We start from the raw sequence: 21,030 nt of genomic DNA, 5'->3' as shown, positions 1-21,030 counted from the left end.
GCGACCTACCGCCGCCGCGCCCGTCTTACGATCCGCCGACGCGTTCGACGAGGTCGCTCGCGGCGCTCGCGGCGCGCTCCCGCACGCGCTCGGCGTCGAGCGTCAGGACCTCGCGGTCGCGCATGAGCACCTCTCCGTCACAGACCGTGTGCCGCACGTCGCTCCCGCGCGCCGCGTACGCCAGGTTGGAAACCGGATCGTGGACCGGCGTCAGGTGCGGCGCGTCGAGACCGACGACGGCGAGGTCGGCGGCCGCCCCCGGCTCGATCCGGCCGCCCGGCAGGCCGAGGGCGTCCGCGCCCGCCGCGGTCGCCATCTCGACGACCGCCGCGGCCGGGACCGCCGCGGCGTCGTCCGCGGCGATCTTCCCTAACATCGCGGCGTCGCGCATCTCGTCGAAGACGTCCAGGTCGTTGTTCGAGGCCGCCCCGTCGGTGCCGAGCGCGACGGTGACGCCCGCCTCGCGCAGGCGCTGAACGGGGGCCATCCCGCTGGCGAGCTTCATGTTCGAGGCCGGGCAGTGGACGACCGCAGTCCCGGCGGCCGCGAGGCGCTCGATCTCGGAGTCGTCGACGTGGACGCCGTGCGCGAAGAAGTCGTCCGGGCCGAGGGCGTCGAGGTCGGCGGCGTAGGCGATCGGGCGCTCGCCGCGCTCGTCGACGACCGGCTCGACCTCGTCCGTCGTCTCGTTCGCGTGGAGATGGACCGGCACGCCCGCCCCGCGCGCCTCGGCGACCCCCTCGCGCAGGAACTCCTCGCCGACGGTCGTCAGCGAGTGCGGCATGAAGGCGGTCCGGATCCGCCCGTCCGCGGCGCCGTCGAGTTCGCGGGCGACTGCGAGGCTCTTCTCGACATCGGCGCGGGCGTCGGCCTCGTCCTTCCCGACCGTCACGACGCCGTGGCCGAGTCGCGCGCGCAGGCCGGCGCGGTCGACGACGCCGGCGACCCGGTCCATCGCGAAGTACATGTCCGCGAACGCGGTCGTCCCCGAGCGGATCATCTCCAAGGCGCCGAGCGCGGCGCCCGCCTCGATGTCGTCGGGCGTCAGTTCGGCCTCGGCCGGCCAGATGTCCTCCCGCAGCCACGCGTCCAGCGGCTTGTCGTCGGCGTACCCCCGGAGCAGCGTCATCGCGACGTGAGTGTGCGCGTTGACGAGCCCGGGGATCACGAGCGATCCCGAGGCGTCGAGGGTCTCGTCGGCGTCGGGGACGTCCGTACCCTCCCCGTCGTTCGCGGTCTCGTCCCCTACCGCGAGGATCCGCCCCGCGTCGCGGTCGATCGTCACGTCCGACTCGGTCGCGGAGCCGTCCGGGCGGAGCACTCGCCCGCCCGTCACGCGGAGCGCGTTCATACGGGTCGATTCCGCCCCCCGAACCAAACGGCTTCGGTTCGAGCGCGCCGCTCGTCGTCCCCGCGCCCGCGACGGGCTTAGGCCGCTCCGGCCCCTCTCTTCAGGAGTGACCGTCGACGTCCACGCGCACACGTCCTACTCCGACGGCTCCGGGATCCCGCTCATGGTCGACGCCGCCGAGGCGGCGGGGCTCGACGCCGTCGGCTTCGCCGACCACTGCAGCCTGAGCGAGGCGTGGCGCGACGAGCGGCTCCTGTGGAACCGCAACTTCGACCGCACCCACGAGCGCCGCCGCGAGGCGCTCGCGATCGCCGCCGACCGCACCGACCTGACCCTCTACGACGCGGTCGAGATGGATTACGAGCCGGAACTGGAGCCGGCGATCGGGGCGTTCCTCGCCGACGCCGACTTCGACTACGCGGTCGGGAGCGTCCACTACGTCGCCGGGAGGCAGGTGTTCCCGTTCGAGTCGTTCGACGACGCGAGCGGCGCCGAGCGCCGGGCGTTCGTCGACGACTACTACGACGCGGTCGTCGCCCTCGTCGAGTCGGAGCTGTTCGACGTGCTCGCGCACGCCGACCTCGTCGAGAACCACCCGGCGCTCCGCGGGCTCACGACCGACGCCCACCGGGAGCGAGTCGCGGTCGCCTGCGCGAACTCCCGAACCGTCCCGGAGATCAACGCCGGTCGGGCCGGCGACCGCGGCGAGTTCGACCTCTTCCACCCGACCGAGCCGTTCGTGGACGCGTTCCGCGACCGCGGCGTCCGGTTCGTCGTCGGCACCGACTCGCACGACCCCGAGGACTTCGCCGACCGGGTCCCGCGACTGGAGCGCTACCTCGACGAGACGGGAGTCGAACCGCTCCCGGTCGATGCGCTCCTCGGTGACTCTCCCCGCGCCGCCGAGTAGCCCGATCTTTCCCCGAGCCATCGAGTAGCGTCGGCCCCCTCCGAAGCCCCTTAGGCCGCAGCCGCCGGAACACCGGCATGGTAACCGACGCCCAGCAGGCGTGTTTCGAGGCCGGGATCAAGTTCGGCTCGCTGTACCACCAGTTCGCGGGAACGCCCGTCAGCCCGGCGAGCGCGCGGAGCCTGGAGGCCGCGATGGCGGAGTCGATCGAGAACCAGCCGTTCTGTGAGTCGGTGACCGTCGAGATCCACGACGACCGCGTCGCCGACGCCATCGACCACGAGAACGGATACACCGAGCTCACCGGGTCGCTGATGGACGTGGAGATGCGGATCGAGCGCGAGGGCGTCACCGTCCGCACCCGGATGGAAATGCGCGACGGCTACCCGCTGATGGAACTCGTCTCGGTCGGGGACGACTGAACCGCCCGGCCGCCGACCGCCCCCTCGCCGACCGACTCACTCCGCCGGGTCGACATCGCGGATGGTCCCCACGCCCTTGCTCGACCCCTCCCGGAAGACGAACCGCTGGCCCTCCTCGACGAGGTACGGCCGGAACTTGAACCGGACCCGCGTCCGGCCGGTGTCGCCGGGGAGGAGCCGGCCGCCCTCGGGCGCGAAGACGGCCGCTTCGGAGACGGTCTCCACGTGGACGACCGGCTCGTACCCCTCCTGGATCCTGGTCGGGTGGTTCAGCACCATCACCTCGGCCTCGAACTCGCGGACCGGATCCGGGTCGCTCTCGCGGGGTAGAAGGGCCATTCCGCGCTCGATCTCCTCCTCGTCGACGCCCTTCAGCGCGATGCCGACGATCCGGCCGGCGGTCGCCTTGTCGACCCGGTGGTAGTGCATCTCGATCGAGCGGGCCTCCACCTCGCGGAAGGAGCCGTCGGCCATCGGGCCGAGCAGGAGCTCGTCGCCGGCCTCGACCGTCCCGGAGTTGACGGTGCCGGACGCGACCGCGCCGACGCCGGTCACCTTGTAGCTCCGGTCGACGTACAGCCGGAACTCCTCGCGCTCCGGGGTCGCGCGCTTCGGGAGGGTCTCGAACAGCCGGTCGAGCGTCCCGATCCCCGACTTGGTCACCGCGCTGGTCCGGAGGAGCGGGACGACGCCGTCGCCGACCTCCGCCACCGCCGCGTCGATCCCGTGGCGGTCGACGAGCAGCGGGGTCTGCTCGGCGTCGCGCAGCATCGACTCGACCTCGCGCTCGACCGCGGCCAGCCGCTCGTCGCTCACGGCGTCCGCCTTCGTGATCGCGACGATCGTCGGCAGTTCTGTCGCGAGCAGGATCCCGAGGTGCTCGCGGGTCGTCTTCGTCGGCCCGTCGTCGGCGGCGACGACTAAGAGCCCGTAGTCGAGCTTCTGCCCGACGAGCCCGCGGATCGTCGTCCGGAGCCACGGCTCGTGGCCGACCGTGTCGACGAACGAGACGAGCCGGTCCGCCTCCTCGACGATCCGGGCGCGGTCGGACTTGCGGTGCGGGTTGTCCATCCGGACCGGCTCGTCGCCCTCCTCCTCGAAGCCGTAGACGGCGTACGAGAGGTCGGCTGAGAGCCCCCGCTCGACCTCGTGGGGTTGCACGTCGAGGAAGCCGCGCGTGCCGCCCTGTCCGTCGTCAGCGCGGCCCGTGACCAAGGTCCCGACGAGCGTCGACTTCCCGTGGTCGACGTGGCCCGCCGTCCCGACCACGAGGTGGTCGTCGTCCGTCTCGAACATCCCGCCGTCGCGGAGAGTGGCGAGGCCGACGAGCCCGGCGTCGGTGGCGTTGCCGTCGGCGCCGGCGCTCCACGTCTCGGCGTCCGCGATGTGGGCGTCGGCCTCGTCGGCCAAGAGGGAGAGCACGTCCATCGTCTCGGAGAAGGCGTCGGGCGAGATTCCAGCCAACCCGCCGTCGTCGGTGACGCCGAGGACGTAGGTCGCCTCGCCGTCGCCGGAGAGCACGCGGTGGCGGAGCTGCGCCACGAGCGACTCCATCCGCCCTTCCGCCAGGTGGACCTCGCGGGTCAGCCGCTCCTTGAACTCGATCTCGCCGCCGTCGCGCTCGCCGCGCTCGATGGCCCGCCTGAGGGCGGACCGGTCAGCGCTCATACGCGCTCGTAGGCGACAGCCGGGCTTAACGGTTTTCGTGGTATGGATCCTCACGCCACGTGATCGGTACCGAACGCTCGGGAGCCATCCCGAGCGGTTCACTCCCCGGTCAGGTCCACGTACGTCCGCCGCACCGTCACCGGCGTCACGTCGGCGACGTCGGCCGCCTCCTGCTGCGTGCAGTCGGTGTCCAGCTCGCGGGCCGCGGTGTACAGGCAGGCGGCGGCGACACCGACCGGGTTGCGGCCGTTCGCGATCCCCTCGCTCACGGCGCGCTCGGCCAGTTCGCCCGCGCGGCGCTCCACCTCGGCCGTGCAGCCGAGGTCGCTCGCGAACCGCGGGAGGTACTCCACGGGACCGCTGGGTGCGATCGGCAGGCCGAGTTCGCGGTTCATCGCGTCGAAGGCGGCCCGGTGCTCGTCCTCCGTCGCCTTCGCCTCGTCGCAGACCTCTCCGACCGTTCGGGCGACGTCGGCGGTGCGGCAGGCGACGTAGACGCAGGCGGCCGCGAAGCCCTCCAGCGACCGGCCGCGCAGCAGGCTCTCCTCCTGGGCGGAGTCGAACAGCGCGCAGGCCGCGTCCCGGACGCTATCGGGGAGGCCCAACACGCCGGTCAGCCGGCGGATCTCGGTGTACGCGTACACCTTGTTGCGGTCGCGCTTGGTCGAGATCCGCGCGCGGTTGTGCTGGGTCCGCATCCGGGCGAGCCGCCGGCGCTTTCGCCCCTTCACGCGGGTCGACCGACCGATCTCCGTCGAGAGCCCGCGGTCGTGTCGGGAGCGCGTCAGCGGCGCGCCGGTCCGCTTGGGGTCCGTATCGTCGTCGTCGAACGACCGCCACTCCGGGCCGTGGTCGATCCGGTCGGCCTCGACGACGAGCCCGCAGTCGTCGCAGACGCGTTCGGCCGAATTGACGCGAGTCCGACCTCCGCACTCCGGGCACTCGTCGACGGCGGTCGCGGACGCCTCGGCGTCGCCCGCCGTCTTCTCCTCGGCGTCAGCCGCCTCTTCTTCGGCGGTCGCGGTCGCCTCCTCGGCGCGGTCTGTCGTCTCGGTGCGGTGCGAACGGGCGCGGGTCGAGCGTGCTCGGCTCATCACACGTCGAACTCGGGCCCGATGCCTTACTTAAACCCGGGAGAATTCGGGGGCGATCGCCCGGATCGGCGCGCTCGAACCGACCGGTTACCGGTCGGTGATAGCGGCTCTCGCCGCTCCGCAGTACGGTGGTTTTAACCCGTCGAACGACCCAAGCGTTCGCATGACGCTGTCGGAGATCGCGGACGGGCTGGAGGTGACCGCGAGCCAGCGCGAGCGCGGGGTCGCCGTCGCCGACGACACGGAGACGGCGCTCGTCGACCGCCTCGCGGCGCACGCGGACGACCTGCCGTGCACCCCGGCCGCGACCGCGACGCTGGTCGACGCGTACACGGCCGGCCGGAGCGTCGGCGACGCCGCCCGCGAGGCCGGCGTGACGCCGATGACCGGCGCGAAGGCGCTCCACCGCTGCGGCGTCGAGGGCGTCTGCCCGCTCGCGCCAAGCCGCCGGAGCGTCGTCCGCGACTGGCTCGACGGCCGGATCGCCCGGAGCGAGGCGGTCGCGCTCGCCGGCGGCGACGAGGCCGACTTCGCGCTGGCGACGTACGTCGAGACCCACGACCCGGTCCCCGCGGTCGCCGACGCCGTCGACGCGCACGTCGCGGGCGCGGCGCCGCTCGGCGACGGGCTCCGCGGCGACGGCGACGCTCCCGGCGGCGCGCTGGGCTCGCCCGACGGGCTGCGCTGAGCCCGCGACCCGGCGGCTCCCTCCGGCTCGGTTTCAGCCCCTTCAGGACCGGATCCGATCGACCAGTCCCGGCTCCTCGAACTCGATCCCGAGCGCCGCGTCGAAGGCGCGCTCGTACGTCTCCGCCAGCGCCTCGACGTACGCGCCGGTCCCCGTCGCCGCCTCGGGAGCGCTCCCGACCGCGGGATCGACGGCCGGAAGCAAATTGTCGGCGCCGCCTCCGCCGTCGCGCTCGGCGTCGGACGCCCCGACGCGAGCCACCGCGACCGCCCCGTCGACGCTCCCGCCGACGTCGGCCACGCGGCCGCGGAGCCGCTGGAGCGCGTCGCGCCCGTGCGCCGTCGCGGGCGTCACCGCCTCGACGCGGTCGGCCGCCGTGACCGCCGCGACCGCCGCGTTCGAGCCGATCGGGGCGGTGTCGACGACGACGGCGTCGTAGGCGGTCGCCGCCTCATCGATCCGCCGCTCCAGCTTCCGCCCGGCCTCGGCCGTCTCGGCGCGGGCCACGCGCTCGAACGGCGCCCGGGCCGGTACCGCGTCGGCGCGCCCGGGGAGGCCGGTCGCGCCGTCGGGAGCGGTTCCGTCGCCGTCCTCCCCGTTCCCGCCACCCTTGTTCCCGTCGCCGCCGCCGACATCCATCGGGTACGTCGCCGCCGACAGCGACGCGTCGGTCTCGTCGGTGAGCAGCGCCGTGAGGTCGGTGCCGATCCGGTCCGAGACGTACTCGGAGAGCCCCTGCGTCGTGAACGCGGCGTCGACCACGGCCACGTCGCGGCCGTCGCGCGCGCCGAGCGCCGCCAGTTCGACCGCGGTTCGCGTCGTTCCCGCGCCGCCGGTCGCTCCGACAAGCGCGAGGGTCCTCGCCTGCATGCGCTCGGCTACCCGGAGGTTCGCTGTTAACGCTGTCGCACGCCGGCCGTCGACGCGGTCCGGAACCTAGTCGGCGGTCGCCCCCGGGCTCACTCCCCGATCGCTTTGGCCACCGCGTCCAGCTCGTCGTCGGTGAGGTCCGGCCGCTCGCCGCCGACCGCGTGGAGGGGGGCGCCGCCGTCGCCATCGAACCGCGGGATGACGTGGACGTGGACGTGCGGGACCTCCTGCCCGGCCGCCGCGCCGTCGTTGATCCCGACGTTGGCGCCGTCGGCGCCGACGGTCGACTGGATGTGCGGGGTGAGCTCCGTCACGGCCGCGAACAGGTCGCTCGCGAGGTCGTCGTCGAGGTCGCCGAGGTGCCGGGCGTGCGACTTCGGGATGACGAGCGTGTGGCCGCGCGCGAGCGGGTTGGCGTCGAGGAACGCCAGCACGTCGTCGGTCTCGTGGACGGTCCGCGCCGGGATGTCGCCGGCGACGATCGAACAGAAGATACAGTCGTCGGACATACGCGGTGGATCGGCGGCGCGACGCATCAAGGTTTCCCGGGAGGACGGTCGTTCCGAGCCCCGCCTCGACCTACTCCCCCGCGTCGGGGAACGGCACGTCGACGCGGTCGCCGTCGTCCGGGAGGAGGGTCTCGCCGCCGAACGCCGCCGTCGCCTCCCGGCGGATCGGCGAAGCGTCGGCGGCGTACCGCGAGGAGACGTGCACCAAGGCCAGCCGCCTCGCGTTCGCGCGGGCGGCGATCTCCCCGGCCTCGCGGCCGGTCGAGTGGGCCGTATCGCGGGCGCGGTCGGCCATGTCGTCGGCGAAGGTCGCGTCGTGGACGAGGAGGTCGGCGCCCTCGGCGACCTCGACCGTCCGCTCTCGCGGGCGCGTGTCGGCGGTGTAGACGAGCGTCCGGCCGGGCCGCGGCGGGCCGACGACCTGGTCCGGCTCCACGACCGTCCCGTCCGCGGCCTCGACCGGTTCTCCCTCGTGGAGCCGGCCGAATTTCGGGCCGACGGGGACGCCGAGCTCCTCCGCCTTCGGGCGGTCGAACCGGCCGGGCCGGTCGTCCTCTTCGAGGACGTACCCCTGCGACACCGTCCGGTGTTCCGTCTCGAACGCGCGGACATCGTAGCCGTCGGCGTCGAGCGCCACCTCGCCCGGTGCGACGGGCTCGATCCGGACCTCGAACGCGGGGTCGTGGCCGACCGCGTGCACGAGGTCGCGGAGGTCGCCCTCGGCCCCCGGCGGGCAGTGGACCGTCAGGGGCTCCGCCCGGTCGTTGAACCCGAGGGTCTGGACCAGTCCGGGGATCCCGAGGACGTGGTCGCCGTGGAGGTGCGAGACGAACAGGCGGTCGATCCCGAACCCGGTACCGTACCGCATCATGCCGCGCTGGGTGCCCTCGCCGCAGTCGAAGAGGAGCCGGTCGCCTTCGCGGTTGACGAACAGCGCGCTCGGCGCGCGCTCGGTGGTCGGGACGGCGCCGCCCGTGCCGAGGAACGTGACGCGAAGGGACATGCCCGGACGTCGGGACGGCGGTTGTAAACCGGTGTCGATGACGGCGGGGGTCGACGGTCCCGGTGGAGCGGCCGCCGCGGTCCGCCGGCGACACCGACATGTGTCCGCCGGCCCGAGTCCGACCGTGCACGACTCGATCGCCGCGCTGGTCGGACGAGAGGGGTGGCGCGCCGAGGGCGATGCGGCGCGCGTCCACTACGACGGCGGGGGCGACCGGTTCGCGGTGGAGTTCTACGCGGGGCCGGAGCGCGTCCTCTACTGGACGGTCCCCGCCGGCGATCCGAGCGCGACCGCCGGGAACGACCCGGATGCGACTGCCGGGGACGACCGGAACGGGACCGCCGACAACGGGGACGCGCCCGCCGCCACGGCCGCCCCCGTCCCCCGCGAGCAGATCCCCGATCCCCTCCGGCGGCGCATCCGCGAGGACCTCGACGCCGCCGGCGTCGACCCCGACGCGGAGCGCCGCACGGTCTGATCCCGATCCCGCCCGATCGCCGGTTTCGACGCCCGATACCGGTGATTTACGCCGGTGCATCCCGGGTCGAAGGAAACCCATTTGCCGCCCGGACCGATAGGATCCGGTAATGAGTAGCGCCGAGTGGGAGGAAGACGACCCCTTCGAGGAACAGCGGGACAAGATCGAGAACCCGATGAAACGGCTGTTCCTCGCGTACGGTCGCGACTACCTCCCGCACGTGTCGGTCGGGATCCTCGCCAGCGTCTTCGCGCGGCTCCTCGACCTGCTCCCGCCGCTGATGCTCGGGATCGCCATCGACGCCGTGTTCTACGAGGACGCGCTCTTCAGCGAGCAGATCCCGCTCGTGCTCCTCCCCGAGGCGTGGCTCCCGACCGGCCAGACGGCGCAGTTCTGGTTCACGGTCGCCGTCATCGGCGGCGCGTTCGGGCTCGGGGCCGCGTTCCACTGGATCCGCAACTGGGGGTTCAACGGCTTCGCGCAGAACATCCAGCACGACGTCCGGACCGACACCTATGACAAGATGCAGCGGCTGAACATGGAGTTCTTCTCCGACAAGCAGACCGGGGAGATGATGTCGATCCTCTCGAACGACGTGAACCGGCTCGAACGGTTCCTGAACGACGGGATGAACTCCCTGTTCCGCCTCTCGGTGATGGTGGTCGGGATCGGGTTCCTGCTCGTGTGGATCAACTGGCAGCTCGCCCTCGTCGCGCTGCTGCCGGTCCCGATCATCGGCGGGTTCACGTACCTGTTCATCAGGACGATCCAGCCGAAGTACGCCGAGGTTCGCTCGTCGGTCGGGAAGATGAACTCGCGGCTGGAGAACAACCTCGGCGGCATCCAGGTGATCAAGTCGTCGAACACGGAGCCGTACGAGTCCGACCGCGTCGACGACGTCTCGATGGACTACTTCGACGCCAACTGGGACGCGATCCGGACCCGGATCAAGTTCTTTCCGGCGCTCCGCGTGCTCGCCGGTATCGGCTTCGTGCTCACGTTCGTCGTCGGCGGGCTCTGGGTGTTCCAGGAGACGCCGCCGGGCCCGTTCACCGGGACGCTCACCGTCGGGAACTTCGTCGTCTTCATCCTCTACACCCAGCGGTTCATCTGGCCGATGGCGCAGTTCGGACAGATAATCAATATGTACCAGCGCGCCCGCGCCTCCTCCGCGCGGATCTTCGGGCTGATGGACGAGCCCTCCCGGCTCGCCGAGGAGCCCGACGCCGAGGACCTCGTCGTCGACGAGGGCGAGGTCGCCTACGACGACGTGAGCTTCGGCTACGACGAGGAGACGATCGTCTCCGACGTCGACTTCGCGGTCGAGGGCGGCGAGACGCTCGCCCTCGTCGGCCCGACCGGCGCCGGGAAGTCCACCGTCCTCAAGCTGCTGCTCCGGATGTACGACGTCGACGAGGGATCGATCGAGATCGACGGGCAGGACGTGCGCGACGTGACGCTGAAGTCGCTCCGCCGTTCGATCGGCTACGTCGGCCAGTCGTCGTACCTGTTCTACGGCACCGTCCGCGAGAACATCACGTACGGCACCTTCGACGCGACCGACGAGGAGGTCCGCGAGGCCGCCAGGGCCGCCGAGGCCCACGAGTTCATCGAGAACCTCCCGGACGGCTACGACACGATGGTCGGCGAGCGCGGCGTGAAGCTCTCCGGCGGGCAGCGCCAGCGCGTCACCATCGCGCGGGCGGTGCTGAAAGACCCCGACATCCTCGTCCTCGACGAGGCGACCTCCGACGTCGACACCGAGACGGAGATGCTGATCCAGCGCTCGCTCGACCGGCTCACGGCCGACCGGACGACGTTCGCGATCGCCCACCGGCTCTCCACGATCAAGGACGCCGACGCGATCCTCGTGTTGGAGGGCGGCGAGGTCGTCGAGCGCGGGACCCACGCCGAACTGCTGGAGAACGGCGGGCTGTACGCTCACCTCTGGGGCGTCCAGGCCGGCGAGATCGACGAGCTCCCGCAGGAGTTCATCGACCGCGCCCAGGAGCGCACCGCGCGCCTGATCGAGGACGCGGAGTCCGACGACGACTGAGGCGGCGCGGGCTGGTCCGTTCGGATTCCCCACAGCGCTCACGTCGACAGCCGGCTCCAGCCGTCTACGGCGTCGCTCCCGTCCCCCGCGTCGCTCTCCTCCTCGCCTCCCGGCGTCACCGTCCCGCCTCCGGTCTCCTCGCCCAGCGCGTCGAGGACCGCGTCGCGCACCTGTCGCGGCTCGCGGAATCGCGTCCGATCGCACCGCTCCAGCGCCGTTTCGAGCCGCTCGCTCTCGCCGCCGGCCTCCAGTTCGAAGCCGCCGTACTGCTCCACCAGCTCCCCGACCGACACCGGGTACCGGTGCTCGCGGAGCGCCCGCTTTAGCGGTCCGAACGTCACCCCCGCCGTTCGACCGTGGTCCTCGTCATCGTTACTCATGCGTGGCGCGTCGTCGGCGAGCGGAATAATTCCCCCGGCCGACTCGCTCCCCGTCCGGCTCAGCCGGATGCGAGTGGTCGGCCTGCCCCCTGATCCGCCCGAAAACCGTCGGCTATACGGCCCGCCCCGCCGAGGGACCGGTATGCGACTCGCGGACGCCACCTGGACCGACGTGCGCGACGCCGACCTCGACGTCGCGTTCGTCCCCGTCGGCAGCACCGAACAGCACGGCCCGCACGCGCCCCTCGGGACCGACACGCTCAACGCCGTCGCGGTCGCGGAAGCGGGCGCGGCGGCGTACGAGGAGGGGGATGCGACCGCCGACGGCAACGGGGCCGAAGAGAGCCCCGGCGCGGTCGCGGTCGCCCCCCCGATCCCGGTCGGCGTCGCCGAGGAGCACCGCGCCTTCGACGGGACGATGTGGGTCTCGCCCGACACGTTCCGGGCGTACGTCCGCGAGACGGCCGAATCGCTGACGCGCCACGGGATCGACCGGGTCGTGTTCGTCAACGGACACGGCGGTAACGTCGAGGCGCTCGCGGAGGTCGCCCGGCGGTTCTCCCGCGACGACGCCCACGACGGCTACGCGGTCGCGTTCACCTGGTTCGAGGCGGTCGGCGAGCACGCCGGCGACATGGGCCACGCCGGCCCGCTGGAGACGGCGCTGCTGCGCGCGACCAACCCCGACCTCGTCCGCGAGGACCGCGTCGCGGCCGCGAGCGAGGGGGCCGCCGACCGGTGGGGCGAGTGGGTCTCGGGCGTGAACCTCGCGCACGACTCCGACGAGTTCACGGAGAACGGCGCCGTCGGCGACCCGGCCGCCGGCGACGCGGCCCGCGGCGAGGCGCTCGTCGAACTCGCGAGCGACGCGCTCGCGGAGCTCGCGAGGGCGGTCGTCGATCGGGAGTCTATTTAAAAAGCCACCGGGGGACCGTCAGCGCGCCGGCGTCGCTTCCTCGGGGACCGCGTAGGGTTGGCCGCACCCGTGTATCTCCAACGTGCAGTCGGGACACGCGGTGTGTCTCTCCCGCCGGTGCTCGACCGACTGCCGCTGTCGCCCCGGATCCGCCTCCAAGCGCTCCCGCACCTCGTCCGGAAGTTCGCTGAACGCCACGACCGCGGTTCCGCAGACGGGACAGTCCATACGGCGAAACAGCCGCTCTACTCCTAAAGAGACGTTGGTACTCCGGCCGTTCCCGGTTCGGCACGCCGCTCGTATCGGTGTCTCGCCCGCCCGTCGGAACGCCGCACCGCCGGTCTCGACCGAAACGCCGACTACTCGTCGTCGCCCGCCTCGGCCGCGTCCTGCAGGGCGCCGCGGATCGCGGGGACCGTACCGGTGAGCGAGGCGACCTCCTCGGCGGCGCTCTCGATGTCGCCGACGAGCGACTCCAGCTCTTCGACCTCCGCCTTCAGGTCGTCGGCGTCCTCGAAGGCGTCGGCGCGCTCGCCCAGCACGTACGCCTTCTTCGCCGACCGGACCGAGTCGACCGCGTCGCCGACGTCGAGGGCCGACTTCAGCCCGTTGAGGGCACCGAGCACGTTGTCCGCGTCCGTCTCCCACACGTCGTCCGGGTCGGGGAGTTCGGCCCGGGCGGCCGCGAGGTGCTCTTCGACCTCCGCGCGCGTCTCCGCGGCCGCCTCCCCGAACAGGTCGTCGTCGTCGAACGTGGACTGGCTCATACCCGACACCTCGTCCCGGCGGGGTTTAAAAACGCGCCCGAAAGCGGAAGTGAAACCGCGTCCGACGAGGTGTCACGCTCCCGGTTCGGCACCGGGCGACGTTCAGTTTCGCTCGGGCGTCGGCGGGGCCGCGGGGCTCACCAGCGGCGACGCCGGAACCGGCCGCGGCCCCCCTCACAGCCGGACGACGAGCTCCAGCGTCAACAGCGCGATCAGCACGCCCAACACGCCGGCCAGCAGCGCGAGCGTCCGGATCCACTCGGCGACCCGCTCGGCGCTGGGCGTGGCGGCGATCAGCGCCGGCCGTCGGGACGTATCGTCGGTATCGATCACGTTCGGGGGATCCGCGGCGACCGGCGTAAAATCGACTATGAGACGGACGTACCGGTCGGTTCGGCTCCGAACGGCTATATATCTGCTCCGACGAGAAAGGCTCCGGTCACGCCCGGTTCCACGACGCTCCCTCGATATCGACGACGCGCTCGCGCCGGTCGATCGCGTCGATCCGCTCGACGTCCTCGGGGTTGAGGTCGAGGTTGCGCGCGGCCCAGTTCTCCTCGATGTGGCCGGCGCTCGCGGCCTTCGGGATCGGCGCGACGCGCTCCTTCGAGAGCAGCCACGCGAGGCTCACCTGCGCCGGGGTCGCGTCGTGTTTCGCCGCGATCTCTCGTAGCACGTCCACGTCGGCGACGCGGTTGCGCGCGATCGGCGAGTACGCGACGAGCCAGTGACCGTGCTCGACCGCGAGCTCGCGCAGCTCCGCCTGCCGGAGCAGCGGGTGGCACTCGACCTGGTGGGCGAACACCTCGTGGTCGAGGCGGTCGACGGCCTCCGCCAGCTGGTCGGGCCGGAAGTTCGAGAGCCCGATCCGGTCGGCGACGCCCTCGTCGACGAGGGCGTCGAGGGCGGGCAGCGTCTCCGCGGGGTCGTAGGTGTGTATCGGCCAGTGGACGTACAGCAGGTCGATCGAGTCGACGCCGAGCCGGTCGCGGCTCACCCGCGCGGTCGCGACCGCGTCGTCGTACGAGAGGTTGTCCGTCGAGAGCTTCGTCGCGACGAACAGGTCGTCGCGGTCGACGTCGGTCGCGTCGATCGCCGCCGACACCGACGCCTCGTTGTCGTACCCCTGCGCGGTGTCGATATGCCGGTACCCGGTCTCGATCGCGCGTGTAACCCCCGAGACGCACTCCTCGCCGTGCCGCAGCTCGTACGTCCCGTACCCGAGCCGATCGAACGCGTCGGACATACCGATCCGGGGGCCGCGACCCCCGTGAACGTATCGGTCCGACCCGCTTCTCGACCGCTCTCCTCCCCCTCCCGATCCCTCAGTCGTCGCCGTCGGCGACGAGGTCCTCGTAGCGCGCCCCGGTCTGTTTCAGCGTCGCCGTCGAGTAGAGCCGCTCGTGGTCGAAGGGGAGGTGCTCGGCCGCCAGCTCGTCGATCTTCGCGTCGACCGCCCCGGCCTCCCGCCCGTGGATCATCGTGAACAGGTTGTACTCCCAGCCCTGGTCGGTCCGGCGCGGCCGGTGGTAACAGAGGGTGACGTACGGGAGGCTTCCGACCGCCTCGCCGCGCTCGTCGAGTTCGTCGTCGGGCACGTCCCAGACCACCATGCAGTTGTTCGTGAACCCCGTGACGACGTGGTTGACGACGCAGCCGATCCGCTTGATACAGCCGTCCGCGAGGAGGCGTTCGACCGCCGCGAGCACGTCGTCGAGGGGGGCGCCGATCTCGCTCGCCACGTCGGCGTAGGGCGTCGCCGACAGCGGGAACCCGTCCTGGATCGCCAGGAGGAGGTCGGCTTCGAGGGCGCTCAGGTCGCCGCGAGCGTCCTCGGAGATGCGGGTGGCGGAGACCGTCGTTTCTTCCAGAGATTCCCGAGCGAATCTGTCCCCGTTCACCACGGGGAACTCCAGGTCGATGTAGTAGTCCGTGAGCATCGGGAGCGCGAGCACCTCGCAACCGGTGCGCTCCTCGATCTCCGAGAGGATCGCGTCGCGCGTCTCGCGGGAGCCCGCGGTGACGACGAACCACTGGTTCCACTCGTGGTCGCGCCGGTAGTTGTGGTTCACCTGCCGGTAGCCGTTGATGACTTCGGCGACCTCGTCGAACCGGTCCTCGCGCGCGCGCACCGCCGCGAGCGTCGAGGAGCCGATGACCGGGGGGTTGAGCACCGCCCCGAACCGGCGGAACACGCCGCGCTCGCGCAGGCCGCGGACGCGGTCGAGGACCTCGTCGGCGTCGACACCGGCGCCCGTCTCGGCCGCGATCTCGCGGGCGACCCGCTCGAAGGGTCGGGGCTCGACGGGGAAACCGCTCTGGTACTCGTCGATGAGGGCCGCGTCGACCGCGTCGATGTCGGCCCGCCAGTCGGCGTCCAGACTCATTACCCGGACAAGGGGTCGCGCGTACCTACGGGTTTCGGAGGGGGTCGGTCGTTCCGGGAGGGGTCAGTCGTCAGCGGGGGCGTGCCCCGCCGCCGGCGCGAACGCCCGAGCGCTCTCCTCCAGCTGCGCCGTCGAGCAGCCGCCGACGGTGGCGGCCTGTTCGAGCGTCAGTGTGCGGGCGCGATACAGCGTGAGTGCGGTGGCGACGGATTTGGACGTCATCGGGTACGCTTCTCCAACAGATGGACGCACATATAGTTCTAACGCTTTTTGCACTCTGTCACAAATCTTCTGAGGAAAAATACTGGACAAAAATAGTCTTAGATGGAGCATAATCACGTGATCGATCCGTTTTTGTATGAGAACGAATGGCACGGAACCGGGACGAGACGTCCGCTCGCCGGGGTCCTCGGTTCGCGCGCGTCCCGAACCGACGATCGGACTCGCCGGGATCGTTCTCACCGCTCGGGAGCCGAGCGAGGGACTTTTCGTTCGAGGACCCGAACGGGGCGTATGGCTCAGGCGACCCAGGAGTTCGGCGAGTGGCCCCTCAAGCGGCTGATGACCGAGGTCTGCGGCTCCGGCCACAAGTCGGCCGACGACCTGACGCGCGCGCAGGCGACCGAGGCGTTCGAGCGCATCCTCGCGGGCGAGCCCGACCCGACGACGCTCGGGGCGTTCTGGCTCGCGAACCGCTGGAAGCGGAACACGGCAGAGGAGCTCGGGGCGTACGTCGACGTGATGTGCGAGCGCGTCGAGTACGCCGAACCCGACGCCGACCCCGTCGACTGCGGCGCCAACTACGACGGGAAGGGGCGCTCCGCGATCCTCGGCGTCGCGGCCGGCGCGGTGGCGGCCGCCGCGGGCACGCCGGTCGTCGTCCACTCCGGCGACCGCGTCCCCACGCAAAAGCAGGACGCCTACAAGCACGTCCTCGACGAGCTGGGCGTCCGCACCGAGCTGACGCCCTCGGACTCCGCCGACATGGTCGACGAGACCGGCTTCGGCTTCTACTACCAGCCAGCGTTCAACCCCGCGATCGACGACCTGTTCGACCGCCGCGACATGATGGGCGTCCGGTCGTTCGTCAACACGATCGAGACGCTGGCGAACCCGGCGGGCGCGTCGGTCCACCTCGGCTCCTTCTACCACCTCGCGTTCGCGAAGAAGGTGGTCGACACCTTCGTCGAGAGCGAGTTCCACGACCTCGACCGCGTGCTGATGTTCCAGGGGATGGAGGGGTACGACGACGTGCGCCCCGGCTACACCAAGGTCGCCGAGTGGGACGCGGCCGGCGGGAGCGACGGCGAGGCCGGCAGCGACGGCGCCTCCTTCGACGACTTCGAGATCGAGACCGCCGACTACGGGATGGACCTCGAAGAGGACGACCTCGCGGTCGACGACGTGGCCGCGGAGTCGGCCGCCATCACCGAGGCGGTCCTGGCCGGCGAGCGCGACGGCGCCTTCGCCGACGCGGTCGCGGTCAACGCCGCGCTGCGGATCTACGCCCGCGAGGACGCCGACTCGATCGAGGCGGGGCTGACGGCGGCCCGCGAGGCCATCGGCGACGGCTCCGCGCTGGGCGTGCTCGAAGCGCTGCGGGCGTTCTGAGGCCCGGATCGACGATCGCCGGCTCCGGTCGTCGACGCAGTTTTGGGCGGAATTTCGGACGGAGTTCGGAAAGCCCACTTAGGCGTTCGTGACCAACTCTCACACGCATAGAACACCATGATACACGATGTTATCTCACACCGAGAGATCCCCCACGATGCCCACGTGTGAACACTGCGACGCGCACGTCTCGGACCGGTTCGCCCGCGTGTTCTCGGACGCGCGCGGCCGGATCCACGCGTGCCCGAACTGCTCGGCCAACGCCGGTATCGCGGAGGTCACGAAACAGCGGGCGCACGACGCCTGACCCCTCTCCGTTCTCGGACTCCCTCTGTTCCCGCTGACGCCCCTACGACTCCGGGGCCGGCGGCATCGACCGCTTGTGAGCGCTCCGTTCGTGGAGCTCGACGACGCGGTCGACCGCCTCCGCGGGCACGTCGAGCTCGCGGACCGTCGCCGCCCGGGAGAGGCCCCCGTCGACGTGAACCGCGAGGATCGCGTCGACGACGTCGTAGTCGAGGCCCATCTCCTCGGCGTCGGTCTGGCCCTCCCACATCCCCGCGGTCGGCTCCTGCATGACGAGGTCCCGCGGGACGCCGACGTGCGCGGCCAGCTGCCGCACCTGCTGTTTGTAGAGGTTCCCGATCGGGTTGCAGTCGACCGCCTGGTCGCCGTACTTCGTGTAGTAGCCGGTCATCGCCTCCGCGCGGTTCCCGGTCCCCAGCACGACGCGGTCCTCGGCGTTGGCGACGAAGTAGTTCAGGACCGCACGGGTCCGGACGTAGACGTTCCCGGCCGCGGTCCGATCCTCAGCGGCCTCGGGGACGGCGTCGAAGAACGACTCCGCGATCGGCTGGATCTCGATCACGTCGTACTCGATCCCGAGCTCGTGGGCGACGCGCTCGGCGTCGCTCATCACGTCCGCGTCGTTGACCGCCGAGGGCATGGTGAGCCCGTGCAGGCCGTCCTCGCCGAGCGCCTCCACGGCGAGGTGGGCGGTCAGCGTCGAGTCGATCCCGCCCGAGAGGCCGAGGACGGCGCCCTCGGCGCCCGCGTCGTCCACGACGTCCCCGATGAACGAGACGATTCGCTCGCGGGTCGCCTCCAGCTCCGACTCCGAGAACCGGAGGTCGAGCGGGGGGTCGTCCGACAGCAACACCGACTGCTCCGAGGTCTGGCTCATAGCGGATTACAGGGGCCGAGACGACTAATACCCCCGCTTCGTCCGGGCGAACTGGACGTTCGTCGGGTTTCGCGCCGACGGCCCGTCCGGGCCGCCCGCCTACAGCAGCCCCTCGTGTTCGGCGAGCAGCAGCCCCTCCAGCGTCGCGTCGTTCGTCGGCGGATCGCGGGCGACCGCTAGGGCCTCGTCGACCGGAACCGTCCGCGGGGCGAGGAACTCGTTGCTGTCGTGGTCGACCTCGACCGGGTCGAGCCCCTCGGCGAACACGTAGCCGCGCTTGTGCCGGAGCACGCCCGTCGAACACCACACCTCCTGGAGCAGCGACGTCGACGAGGGCGCGAAGCCGGTCTCCTCGGCGAGCTCGCGCGCCCCCGCCGCGGTGTACGACTCGCCGCGCTCGACGATCCCCGCCGGCAGCTCCAGTTGGGTGTTCCGGACCGTCGGCCGGTACTGCTCGACGAACAGCACCCGGTCGTCCGCGACCGCGATCACGACCGTCGCGGGCGACAGCTCCGCCCAGTAGTACCGCTTCTCCGACCCGTCCGGCTGCTCGACGCGGTCGTACCCCCCGACGAACCAGCCGGGGTCGTACTCGACGGCGACCTCCCTGACCGGCCACTCCGGCTCGCCCGGCAGCGAGTGGTTGCGGCCGTCGGAAAAGGCCGGGAGGTCGCGGAGGTCGGCGGCCGGCGCGTCGTCGCGACGGGCCGCGTCGCCCTCGCCGCCTGACCGCCCGTCGTCGTCGCTCACGGCCGCACCACCTCCACGCGGTAGACGGCGCCCTCGTACCGCACGCGGACCCCGCCGTCGGCCGCCGCCTCGGGAAGCTGTCGCGTCAGCGCGTCCACCTCGTCGAAGGGCGTGTGGGTGAACCACTCCTTGATCCCGTACGAGTCGGCCAGGTACGGGTCAGACCGGCCGTCGTCGCTCGCGAGCGCGCTCGTCAGGAACGGGTACCGGCGCTCGGAGACGTTGTTCACGTCTATCGCCGACGCGTCCGTCTCGACCTGCTCGGCGGTCAGGTAGTAGGGGTCGCCGCCCCCGAGGTAGCTCGGGAGGGCGCCCAGCGCGAGCAGGGCGACGGCGACCAAGGCGATGGCGACGAGGAGGTTCCGGGTGACCCGGCGCATGGTCGACGTTGGCGCCGGCCGGGAATACCGGTTTCGACCGCGGCGGGAGCGATGGGAAAGCGGACTGCGCCGCCGCGGTCGGCCCCCGTCCGCGCCGACGCGCTTTAGCCGACGGCGCCCCTCCTACCTCCATGGAGTTCCGGTTCGAGCTGGCGCTGTGCGCCGCGCTCGAATCGCCGGACCGGGTCGTCGCCCGCCAGCTCGGCGCGGGGGTCACGAACCCCGGCGGCCGGATCGTCGACGTCTGCGTGCTGGAACCCGGACCGGGGTTCGACCGGCGGGCGGCGATCGCGCCCGACCGGATCCCGGACCCCGCGATCGAGGCGGCGGTCGGTCCCGGCGAGGCGGTCCCCGTCGCGGACGCGTTCGACCTCCCGCCGGACCGGGCGGCCGCGGTCGTCGAGCGCGCGGTCGAGGCCGGCTACCTCGAACGCGAGCGCCGCGACGGGCGCCCGGTCGTGCGCGCGACCGCCCGCTACCCGGACGACTGGGTCGGCTCGCTGACCGCGATCGAGAACAAGCCCGACCTCGGGACGCCGGGCGACCTGGCGGCCCAGCTGCGGTACGACGCCGCGCTCGGGCTGTTCGACGAGGCGATTCTCGCCACCGCCTCGTACGTCACCCGCGCGCACCTCAACCGGATCCCGGACCCGGTCGGAGTCTGGCGGTTCGATCCCGAGACGGGCGAGCGCGAGGTGATCCGCGAGCCCTCCCCGCTCGACCCCGACGCCCCCGGGGTCGAGATCCGCGAGGAGCGGTCGCTCCGCACCGACGTGTCCCTCGTCGGTCCGGACGCGGTGGCCCGCAAGCGGCGCCGGATCGCGGAGCGCGCGTACGGGAAGGGGTGGCGGCCGTCGCCTCCGGGGTGCGCGCACGCGACGGGGACCGCCGACGGCCGACCGTACTGCGAGCGGTTCGATCGGGTGGTGGACCCGGGTCGCGACTGCGGCGCGGGCTGTGACGCGCACGATCCCGCCGACCCGCCGGCGGTCGACCGCGACGGGCTCCGCGACGAGCGGACCGCGTGGACCGCCGACCCCGACGGCGACGGGCCGCGCCGGCAGTCGGGGCTCTCGCGGTTCCTGTGAGGCTCCCCCCGCGTTGACGCGGGGCGCCGCCGCGCCGCGTGGGAATCCTTATACCCCGAGCGACGGATTCTCAGCCATGGACGACATCGACGACGTGTTCGTCGCGCGCCTGATGACGAGCGAGCTCCACACGGTAACGCCCGACACGCTGGTCGAGGACGCGGCCGCCGTGCTGCTCGACAACGACGTCAGCTCGGCGCTGGTCGTCGACGACGACGGCGCCCTGGTCGGGATCCTCACCACGACCGACTTCGTCGACATCGTCGCGAAGAGCCAGCCCAAGGCGGAGACGACCGTCGAGCGGTACATGACGCGCGACCCGATCACGGCCGGCGCGCAGGACTCCGTCTCCGCGGTCGCCGCGCTCATGATCGAACACGGCTTCCACCACGTGCCCGTGGTCGACGGCGACACGCCGATCGGCATCATCACCACCTCCGACTTCGCCGCGTACGTCTCCTCGCCGGAGACGGCGTCGCCGTAGGCCGGAGCTTCCACCCCCGCGATCGCCCCTTCCCC

The 21,030-nt window shown here is 71.9% G+C and carries 26 protein-coding genes; 10 read left to right on the top strand and 16 right to left on the bottom strand.

Translation table 11 applies throughout. The annotated features are described in order from the left end of the window. Window positions 1-25: 25 nt before the first annotated feature. Entirely contained in the window at window positions 26-1,351 is a 1,326-nt protein-coding gene (locus SD626R_RS11625) for an amidohydrolase (protein ID WP_092566525.1), read from the bottom strand. A gap of 106 nt (window positions 1,352-1,457) precedes the next feature. Between SD626R_RS11625 and SD626R_RS11620 the strand changes: the two genes are divergently transcribed. Both SD626R_RS11620 and SD626R_RS11615 read left to right on the top strand, forming a co-directional pair. Beyond that, a complete protein-coding gene (locus SD626R_RS11620; RefSeq protein ID WP_241996773.1) occupies window positions 1,458-2,261 on the top strand; it encodes a PHP domain-containing protein in 804 nt (267 codons plus the stop codon). A 77-nt stretch (window positions 2,262-2,338) separates the two neighbouring features. Continuing rightward, the gene (locus SD626R_RS11615; RefSeq protein ID WP_092566524.1) at window positions 2,339-2,683 is read left to right on the top strand and encodes a dihydroneopterin aldolase family protein; all 345 of its coding nucleotides are present in this window, start codon (window positions 2,339-2,341) and stop codon (window positions 2,681-2,683) included. A 36-nt stretch (window positions 2,684-2,719) separates the two neighbouring features. On the opposite strand, the gene SD626R_RS11610 is transcribed toward SD626R_RS11615, so the two are convergent. Both SD626R_RS11610 and SD626R_RS11605 read right to left on the bottom strand, forming a co-directional pair. Beyond that, window positions 2,720-4,351, bottom strand: coding sequence for a GTPBP1 family GTP-binding protein (locus SD626R_RS11610; protein ID WP_092566523.1), 1,632 nt, complete (start codon window positions 4,349-4,351; stop codon window positions 2,720-2,722). A 98-nt stretch (window positions 4,352-4,449) separates the two neighbouring features. After that, window positions 4,450-5,445 carry a transcription initiation factor IIB gene (locus SD626R_RS11605; RefSeq protein ID WP_092566522.1) on the bottom strand — a complete coding sequence of 332 codons (996 nt, stop codon included), beginning with the start codon at window positions 5,443-5,445 and terminating at the stop codon, window positions 4,450-4,452. Between the two features lie 163 nt (window positions 5,446-5,608). Between SD626R_RS11605 and SD626R_RS11600 the strand changes: the two genes are divergently transcribed. Further along, window positions 5,609-6,133, top strand: coding sequence for a DUF7858 family protein (locus SD626R_RS11600; protein WP_092566521.1), 525 nt, complete (start codon window positions 5,609-5,611; stop codon window positions 6,131-6,133). A 42-nt stretch (window positions 6,134-6,175) separates the two neighbouring features. Here SD626R_RS11600 and SD626R_RS11595 read toward each other — a convergent pair whose 3' ends face one another. The 3 genes from SD626R_RS11595 to rnz all read right to left on the bottom strand — a co-directional run bounded on the left by SD626R_RS11595 (window position 6,176) and on the right by rnz (window position 8,515). Next, window positions 6,176-7,003 (bottom strand): P-loop NTPase family protein, encoded by an 828-nt coding sequence (locus SD626R_RS11595; RefSeq protein ID WP_092566520.1) that lies wholly within the window; start codon window positions 7,001-7,003, stop codon window positions 6,176-6,178. Between the two features lie 89 nt (window positions 7,004-7,092). Next, the gene (locus SD626R_RS11590; RefSeq protein WP_092566519.1) at window positions 7,093-7,512 is read right to left on the bottom strand and encodes an HIT family protein; all 420 of its coding nucleotides are present in this window, start codon (window positions 7,510-7,512) and stop codon (window positions 7,093-7,095) included. A gap of 70 nt (window positions 7,513-7,582) precedes the next feature. Next, window positions 7,583-8,515, bottom strand: coding sequence for a ribonuclease Z (gene rnz / locus SD626R_RS11585; RefSeq protein WP_092566518.1), 933 nt, complete (start codon window positions 8,513-8,515; stop codon window positions 7,583-7,585). 124 nt (window positions 8,516-8,639) lie between these two features. Here rnz and SD626R_RS11580 point away from each other — a divergent pair, with 124 nt between their 5' ends. After that, entirely contained in the window at window positions 8,640-8,993 is a 354-nt protein-coding gene (locus SD626R_RS11580; protein WP_092566517.1) for a DUF7538 family protein, read from the top strand. Between the two features lie 109 nt (window positions 8,994-9,102). Continuing rightward, window positions 9,103-11,049: an ABC transporter ATP-binding protein gene (locus SD626R_RS11575; RefSeq protein ID WP_092566516.1), complete on the top strand. Its 1,947-nt coding sequence runs from the start codon at window positions 9,103-9,105 to the stop codon at window positions 11,047-11,049. A gap of 38 nt (window positions 11,050-11,087) precedes the next feature. Here SD626R_RS11575 and SD626R_RS11570 read toward each other — a convergent pair whose 3' ends face one another. Next, on the bottom strand, window positions 11,088-11,429 hold the full coding sequence (locus tag SD626R_RS11570) for a DUF5789 family protein (protein ID WP_092566515.1): 342 nt from the start codon (window positions 11,427-11,429) through the stop codon (window positions 11,088-11,090). Window positions 11,430-11,571: 142 nt separating this feature from the next. Here SD626R_RS11570 and SD626R_RS11565 point away from each other — a divergent pair, with 142 nt between their 5' ends. Continuing rightward, window positions 11,572-12,345, top strand: coding sequence for a creatininase family protein (locus tag SD626R_RS11565; protein ID WP_092566514.1), 774 nt, complete (start codon window positions 11,572-11,574; stop codon window positions 12,343-12,345). Window positions 12,346-12,363: 18 nt separating this feature from the next. Here the strand turns inward: SD626R_RS11565 and SD626R_RS11560 are convergent, their stop codons facing one another. The 6 genes from SD626R_RS11560 to SD626R_RS16875 form a co-directional block, all read right to left on the bottom strand. Next, window positions 12,364-12,573, bottom strand: a complete 210-nt coding sequence (locus SD626R_RS11560; RefSeq protein WP_092566513.1) for a hypothetical protein — start codon at window positions 12,571-12,573, stop codon at window positions 12,364-12,366. Between the two features lie 131 nt (window positions 12,574-12,704). Next, window positions 12,705-13,112, bottom strand: a complete 408-nt coding sequence (locus SD626R_RS11555; protein ID WP_092566512.1) for a DUF5790 family protein — start codon at window positions 13,110-13,112, stop codon at window positions 12,705-12,707. Between the two features lie 174 nt (window positions 13,113-13,286). Next, window positions 13,287-13,445: a hypothetical protein gene (locus SD626R_RS16880; protein WP_158298361.1), complete on the bottom strand. Its 159-nt coding sequence runs from the start codon at window positions 13,443-13,445 to the stop codon at window positions 13,287-13,289. A gap of 106 nt (window positions 13,446-13,551) precedes the next feature. Continuing rightward, window positions 13,552-14,358: an aldo/keto reductase gene (locus SD626R_RS11550; protein ID WP_092566511.1), complete on the bottom strand. Its 807-nt coding sequence runs from the start codon at window positions 14,356-14,358 to the stop codon at window positions 13,552-13,554. Between the two features lie 79 nt (window positions 14,359-14,437). Then, on the bottom strand, window positions 14,438-15,499 hold the full coding sequence (locus tag SD626R_RS11545) for a siroheme decarboxylase subunit beta (RefSeq protein WP_092566510.1): 1,062 nt from the start codon (window positions 15,497-15,499) through the stop codon (window positions 14,438-14,440). A 63-nt stretch (window positions 15,500-15,562) separates the two neighbouring features. Beyond that, window positions 15,563-15,721, bottom strand: coding sequence for a DUF7317 family protein (locus tag SD626R_RS16875; protein ID WP_176697319.1), 159 nt, complete (start codon window positions 15,719-15,721; stop codon window positions 15,563-15,565). Window positions 15,722-16,012: 291 nt separating this feature from the next. On the opposite strand from SD626R_RS16875, the gene SD626R_RS11540 reads away from it, so the two are divergent. After that, complete coding sequence (locus SD626R_RS11540) at window positions 16,013-17,110, top strand: anthranilate phosphoribosyltransferase (protein ID WP_092566509.1); 1,098 nt, start codon at window positions 16,013-16,015, stop codon at window positions 17,108-17,110. Window positions 17,111-17,267: 157 nt separating this feature from the next. Further along, window positions 17,268-17,417 carry a DUF7563 family protein gene (locus SD626R_RS16870; RefSeq protein ID WP_170938266.1) on the top strand — a complete coding sequence of 50 codons (150 nt, stop codon included), beginning with the start codon at window positions 17,268-17,270 and terminating at the stop codon, window positions 17,415-17,417. Window positions 17,418-17,459: 42 nt separating this feature from the next. On the opposite strand, the gene SD626R_RS11535 is transcribed toward SD626R_RS16870, so the two are convergent. From SD626R_RS11535 to SD626R_RS11525, 3 genes are all read right to left on the bottom strand, one after another. Then, window positions 17,460-18,293: an NAD+ synthase gene (locus SD626R_RS11535; protein WP_092566508.1), complete on the bottom strand. Its 834-nt coding sequence runs from the start codon at window positions 18,291-18,293 to the stop codon at window positions 17,460-17,462. Between the two features lie 99 nt (window positions 18,294-18,392). After that, entirely contained in the window at window positions 18,393-19,043 is a 651-nt protein-coding gene (locus SD626R_RS11530) for an NUDIX hydrolase (protein WP_092566507.1), read from the bottom strand. Beyond that, window positions 19,040-19,423 carry a hypothetical protein gene (locus SD626R_RS11525; RefSeq protein ID WP_092566506.1) on the bottom strand — a complete coding sequence of 128 codons (384 nt, stop codon included), beginning with the start codon at window positions 19,421-19,423 and terminating at the stop codon, window positions 19,040-19,042. The genes SD626R_RS11530 and SD626R_RS11525 overlap by 4 nt, the downstream gene beginning before the upstream one ends. A 131-nt stretch (window positions 19,424-19,554) precedes the next feature. Here SD626R_RS11525 and SD626R_RS11520 point away from each other — a divergent pair, with 131 nt between their 5' ends. Continuing rightward, complete coding sequence (locus SD626R_RS11520; RefSeq protein ID WP_092566505.1) at window positions 19,555-20,511, top strand: DUF5787 family protein; 957 nt, start codon at window positions 19,555-19,557, stop codon at window positions 20,509-20,511. Between the two features lie 76 nt (window positions 20,512-20,587). Beyond that, complete coding sequence (locus SD626R_RS11515; protein ID WP_092566504.1) at window positions 20,588-20,995, top strand: CBS domain-containing protein; 408 nt, start codon at window positions 20,588-20,590, stop codon at window positions 20,993-20,995. Window positions 20,996-21,030 lie beyond the last annotated feature (35 nt).

The sequence above is a fragment of the Halorubrum sp. SD626R genome, assembly GCF_001261915.1.
GTDB lineage: Archaea > Halobacteriota > Halobacteria > Halobacteriales > Haloferacaceae > Halorubrum.
This window is presented reverse-complemented; position numbering and strand designations above follow the sequence as displayed.